Origin of the sequence: Micromonospora sp. NPDC047707 (genome assembly GCF_040704235.1) — a bacterium.
Lineage (GTDB): Bacteria > Actinomycetota > Actinomycetes > Mycobacteriales > Micromonosporaceae > Micromonospora.
The window spans coordinates 1-5635 of sequence record NZ_JBEYSU010000089.1; the positions used below are offsets into that span (position 1 = coordinate 1).

Sequence of the window (5635 nt, forward strand, 5' to 3'; positions counted from 1 at the left end):
TGAACACACGACGAGCCCACCGGATCGACACCCGAAGATCATCACCTACGCCAAACCGGCGCCACCGACCGTCCTATTGCGCACGAGGTCGTAAGAGCCTGGTAAATAAGGGTTTCAGGTGTGTTGGTGGCGGGCGAGGCGGCGGGTCATGACGATGATCATGGCCCATTGGACCATTGCGGCGTGGTGGGCGGGTAGCCGTTCGTAGTCGCGGACGGTGCGTCGGCAGCGGTTGATCCAGGAGAACGTACGCTCGACCGCCCACCTGCGGTGCAGCACGACGAAGGTCGTCTGCCCGGCCAGCTTGGCCACGATCTGCAGGGTGAGTCGAAGTTGCTCGGCGGCCCAGCCGACGAGTTTGCCGGTGTAGCCGGTGTCGGCCCAGATCAGCCGGATGCCGGGGAAGCACGTGTGTAGTGCCCAGAGCAGGGGCCGGGCGGCGTCGCGGTCCTGGACGTTCGCGCCGGTGATCAGGATCGCGAGGAGCAGGCCGCAGGTGTCGACGGCGACATGCCGTTTGCGGCCGTTGATCTTTTTGCCCGCGTCGTAGCCGCGGCTGGGGCGCCCGACGGTCTCCGCGCCGCGCAGCGACTGGGAGTCGACCAGCCCGGCGGTCGGTTGCCGGTTACGGCCTTCGACGTGCTCGCGGACCTGTTCGCGCAGGCTGTTGTGTATGCGGTTCAACGTTCCGTCGGCGGTCCAGGTCTTGAAGTAGTGGTAGACGAGTTTCGGGTGCGGGAAGTCGGCCGGCAGGGCGTCCCACTGGCATCCGGTGCGGTCGAGGTAGCGGATCGCGTCCACGACGTCGCGACGGGGATAGATGATCGGACGTCCCCGCCCGTTGCCGGCCGGCACATACGGAGCGAGGATCGCCCATTCAGCGTCGCTGGTGTCCGACGGATAGTGCCGTGGCCTGCTGGTCGGGAGGTGATCGGCGAGGATGGCCGGGGTCGATGCCGTAGCGGTCCCGGTGACAAGGTATACAGACAGGGTTGGGCCTTCGGAACTCGAGCTGCTGGTTTAGTCACCTTTGCTCGTACCGAAGGCCCTTCCCCGTGTCACGCCACCACGCCGCCCACAGCGATCATCGATCTGCGTCCGACCCTACCGACGCCTGAAACCCTTATTTACCAGGCTCTAAGGGCTCGCAGGATAATAAGTAGCGGATTCGCGTCCTGGTGGTCTGTGATGTGGTATGGGCATCGTGGAAGGGGCGCAGGACGTGTTGGCCGCGAAGTTCCAGGTGTTGTTACCGCATCTGGATGAGCGGCAGCGTCGTCTGTTGATGGGTGCCGAGGCTCGGGTTCTGGGCCATGGGGGTATCAGGCTGGTAGCCCGGGCTGCTGGGGTTGCGGAGAGTACGGTGTCGCGCGGGGTGTCCGATCTGGATGCTGGCGAGGGGCCGTTGGGGAGGACCCGCCGGGTGGGCGGGGGCCGTAAACGGCTGGTCGATCTTGATCCGGGGTTGCGGATCGCGTTGTTGGCGTTGGTCGAGCCGGACATGCGTGGTGATCCGATGTCGCCGCTGCGGTGGACGACGAAGTCGACCCGCAAGCTGGCCGAGGAGTTGACCCGGCAGGGGTGGCGGATCTCGGCTGACACGGTGGCTGACGTGTTGCGTGGTGAGGGTTTCAGTCTGCAGGCCAACGCCAAGACGATCGAGGGCAAGCAGCATCCGGACCGCGACGCACAGTTCCGCTATCTCAACGAGCAGGTCAAGGACCATCAGGCCGCCGGGGACCCGGTGGTCAGCGTCGACACCAAGAAGAAGGAACTCGTCGGGCTCTACAAGAACGGCGGGCGGGAGTGGCAGCCGGCCGGTGAACCTGTCCAGGTCCAGACGCACGACTTCGTCGACCGGGAAGTCGGTAGGGCCCTTCCGTACGGCATTTACGACGTGACCGCGGACACCGGTTGGGTCAACGTTGGCTGCGATCACGACACTGCCGCGTTCGCGGTCGCCTCGATCCGCCGTTGGTGGTCCGCCCGCGGCGCAGGCGACTATCCGCACGCCCGCCGGCTGCTGATCACCGCCGACGCGGGCGGCTCCAACGGTTACCGCACCCGTGCTTGGAAGACCGAACTCGCGGCCCTGGCCGCCGAGACCGGCCTCCAGATCACGGTGTGTCATCTGCCGCCGGGAACCTCGAAATGGAACAAAATCGAGCACCGGCTGTTCTCCCACATCACGATGAACTGGCGCGGCAGGCCGCTGACCAGCCACGACATCATCGTCCAGTCGATCGCGGCCACCACCACCCGCACCGGCCTGTCCGTGCATGCCGAACTCGACACCGGCACCTACCCGACCGGCACCCAGATCAACGACGCGCAGATCACCGCCCTGCCGATGAGACGGCACCGCATCCACGGCGACTGGAACTACACCCTGCACCCCCACCACGAGCAGCCCCCGCCCCCCGCCCGGCACAGCGAAGGCCACCGAAGCCGCGAACACGCCCTGGACAAGGACCTGCTGTCCCACCCGGAACTGACCGGCATGCCCCGCCACCAACTCGACGAACTGGCCGCCGAGATGACCGAATCCCAAGCCCAGCAGCGTGAGCAGACCCGACGAGCACGCCGTGGTATCGAACGCCGCCGCGCCCCCGGGGCGGGGCCCCCGATAAAGCTCACCGACGCCGACCGAGTCCTGGCCACCGTGCTCTACCTGCGCAAACTGTGCACACAAGCAGTCCTGGCCGAGCTGTTCAACGTCGACCGAAAAACGATCACCATCGCCGTTGCGCAGACTCGTCCACTCCGGCAACAGCACGGACACGCCATCACACCATCAACGGCCCGGCTCCCCACGCCAGCAGACCTCATCACCTTCCTCGCCGATACCCCGCCCCAACTAGAGATAAAATCAGCGCGTTAATCCTCTTCAGGCCCTTAGGTCCTGAAGAGGATTTGCCGAAGCTGGCGCCGCTGGAGCTGACCGTCGAGGAGCGGGAGGCGTTGCAGGGGCTAGTGTCCTGAGTCGTTAATTCGGCCGCAGTATGCGGCGAGGCTGTTCAGGATTTCGTCTGCGGTCCTGGTCCAGACGAACGGTCTCGGGTCGGTGTTCCATGCCTCGATCCAGGTCCGTACGTCGGCTTCGAGGTCGGCGAGGCTGCGGTGGCTGGACCGGCGGAGTTTGCGGTTGGTCAGCTCGGCGAACCAGCGCTCCACGAGGTTGAGCCACGACGCTGATGTCGGGGTGAAGTGCAGGTGGAAGCGGGGATGCGCGGCCAGCCAGCGTTGCACGGCCGGGGTCTTGTGGGTGGCGTAGTTGTCCAGCACCAGGTGCAGATCCACGTCGGCGGGAGTGTTGGCGTCGATGACCTTCAGGAACTTCAGGAACTCCTGATGGCGGTGCCGGCGGTGCAGTTGCCCGATGACCTTGCCGGTGGCCGGATCGAACGCGGCGAACAGGCTGGCCACGCCGTGACGGACGTAGTCATGGGTCTGCCGGGCCGGGACGGTGGGCATCATCGGCAGCATCGGCCGGGTCCGCTCCAGGGCCTGCATCTGCGACTTCTCATCGACGCACAGCACCATGGCCTTGACCGGCGGATCCAGGTACAGGCCCACCACGTCACGGACCTTCTCCACGAACATCGGGTCGGCCGACAGCTTCCAGGTGTCCACCAGATGCGGCTTGAGACCGAATGCCCGCCAGATTCGCGACACCGCGGTCTGCGACAGCCCGGTCTCGCGCGCCATTGACCGGGTCGACCAATGGCTGTCCTGATTGGCCGGCTGCTGTTCGAGGGTCTTGACGATCACCGCCTCGACCCGGTCGTCGGTGATCCGACGGGGCGCCCCGGGCCGCGGCTCGTCGACCAGCCCTTCCAACCGGCGCGCCAGGAAACGGCTGCGCCACTTGCCCACCATGTCCCGCGACACCCCAAGTCGCTGCGCGACGTGGGTGTTCACGAGGCCATCGGCGCACAACAACACGATCTTCGATCGCAACGCCAACGCCTGCGACGACTTGCCCCGCCGCACCCACCGGGTCAGGCACGCGCGCTCGTCATCAGTCAGTTCCACCACACCACGCGGACGACCAGCCACCCCGAGAGCCTACTATCTGCCGGCGAAATAACGACTCAGGACACTAGCTCGACGGCCGAGGACGGCGCAGGCGTTGGCGGTGCGTGCGCGGGTGGTGCTCGCGTGTGCGGAAGGCTTGTCCAACAGTGAGGTGTCGCGTCGGCTTGGTGTATCGCTGCCGACGGTTGGCAAGTGGCGCAAGCGGTTCGTGGCCGACCGGGTGGACGGGCTGCGCGACGAACCGCGTCCGGGCGCGCCACGGAAGATCACCGACGTGCAGGTCGAGGCTGTCATCGTCAAGACCCTTGAGGAGGCGCCGCCCGATCGGGACAGCCATTGGTCGACCCGGTCGATGGCGAAGGCGACTGGGCTCAACCAGACGGCCGTGTCGCGGATCTGGCTGGCGTTTGGGCTCAAGCCTCACCTGTGGCCGCGCGGCCACGAACCCGCGCGGCGTAGGGGAGCGCACGCCGGCCACGTCGGCGAGCTGGCGTGCGGTCAGGGGGTTGCGGGCTTGGCGATCGAGAGGTTCGGCCAGTCGCTCAGGGCGTAAGAACGATCTTGCCGGTGGTGTGGCCGGCCTCGCCGATCTGGTGCGCCCGGGCCGCGTCCGTCAACGGCAGGACCCGATCGACGTGCACGCCAAGACGACCCGTGGTGACGAGCGCGGTGAGCCCGTCTAGCCCTGCTCTGTCCGGTTCGGCCAGAATGAACAGGCCGCCGATCTCGGCGACGGCCCCGGCGTCGACGCTGTTCAGAGCGACCACAAGACCGCCCGAGCGCAGTGTCCCAGTTAACACGGGAAGCTGCCCAGCCACGGTCGCAATGGCGAGGTCAATGCCCTTGACGTCGCTGATGTCCTCAGTGCGGTAATCGAGCACCTCGTCGGCACCAAGACTTCGCACAAAGTCATGTTTCTGCTTGCTGGCCGTGCCTATGACGTAGGCACCAAGCGCTTTTGCGATCTGTACCGCCAGATGACCCACCCCGCCCGCCGCCGCCGGAATTAGTACTCGCTGTCCCGGCCGCAAATCGGCCGTCTCGATGAGTACTTGCCAGGCGGTTAGTCCAGCCAAGGCCAGCCCGCCCGCCTCGACGTGGGTCAGCGAGGGCGGTTTCCGTACAAAGTGACGAGCCGGCCCGACTACATACTCTGCGTAGGCGGCTGCCTCCTTCGGGAACCGCGGCATACCGAAGACTTCATCTCCGACGACGAATCGGGTCACGCCGGCACCCACAGCTGCAACAACGCCGGACACGTCCCAACCGACAGTGAACGGCGGCTGACCGAGAACGCCACCCGTGGCACGAACCTTCCAGTCGACCGGGTTGACGCCGGCTGCACGCACCTCGATGAGCACTTCAGTCGGGCCCGGTTGAGGGCGCTCCGCCTCGACCACCTGCAGCACCGACGGGCCACCCAGCTCGTGCTGAACAATCTTTCGCATCGGAAGATTGTTCCTCTAGCTACGCACCGCGTTCAACCTGGTGTCCTGAGTCGTTAAGAGGTCGCGCGCAATGGTGGGTTGATCGGCGTGCCTGAACGGATGCAGGCACAGAACTGGTGATCATGAAGGTGCTGACGCTCCGTGATCAC

At 66.0% G+C, this 5635-nt stretch carries 4 protein-coding genes and 1 pseudogene; 2 read left to right on the forward strand and 3 right to left on the reverse strand.

Annotated elements, in window-relative coordinates:
* Positions 1-114 precede the first annotated feature (114 nt).
* Entirely contained in the window at positions 115-990 is an 876-nt protein-coding gene (locus AB0873_RS31565; RefSeq protein ID WP_366604378.1) for an IS5 family transposase, read from the reverse strand.
* A 205-nt stretch (positions 991-1195) separates the two neighbouring features.
* Between AB0873_RS31565 and AB0873_RS31570 the strand changes: the two genes are divergently transcribed.
* Complete coding sequence (locus tag AB0873_RS31570; protein WP_366604374.1) at positions 1196-2881, forward strand: ISAzo13 family transposase; 1686 nt, start codon at positions 1196-1198, stop codon at positions 2879-2881.
* Positions 2882-2970: 89 nt separating this feature from the next.
* On the opposite strand, the gene AB0873_RS31575 is transcribed toward AB0873_RS31570, so the two are convergent.
* A complete protein-coding gene (locus AB0873_RS31575; RefSeq protein ID WP_366604375.1) occupies positions 2971-4059 on the reverse strand; it encodes an IS630 family transposase in 1089 nt (362 codons plus the stop codon).
* Positions 4060-4105: 46 nt separating this feature from the next.
* Here AB0873_RS31575 and AB0873_RS31580 point away from each other — a divergent pair.
* Positions 4106-4462, forward strand: a pseudogene (locus tag AB0873_RS31580) (helix-turn-helix domain-containing protein); the annotation flags it as partial.
* A gap of 118 nt (positions 4463-4580) precedes the next feature.
* Here the strand turns inward: AB0873_RS31580 and AB0873_RS31585 are convergent.
* On the reverse strand, positions 4581-5486 hold the full coding sequence (locus AB0873_RS31585; protein WP_366604376.1) for an NADP-dependent oxidoreductase: 906 nt from the start codon (positions 5484-5486) through the stop codon (positions 4581-4583).
* Positions 5487-5635 lie beyond the last annotated feature (149 nt).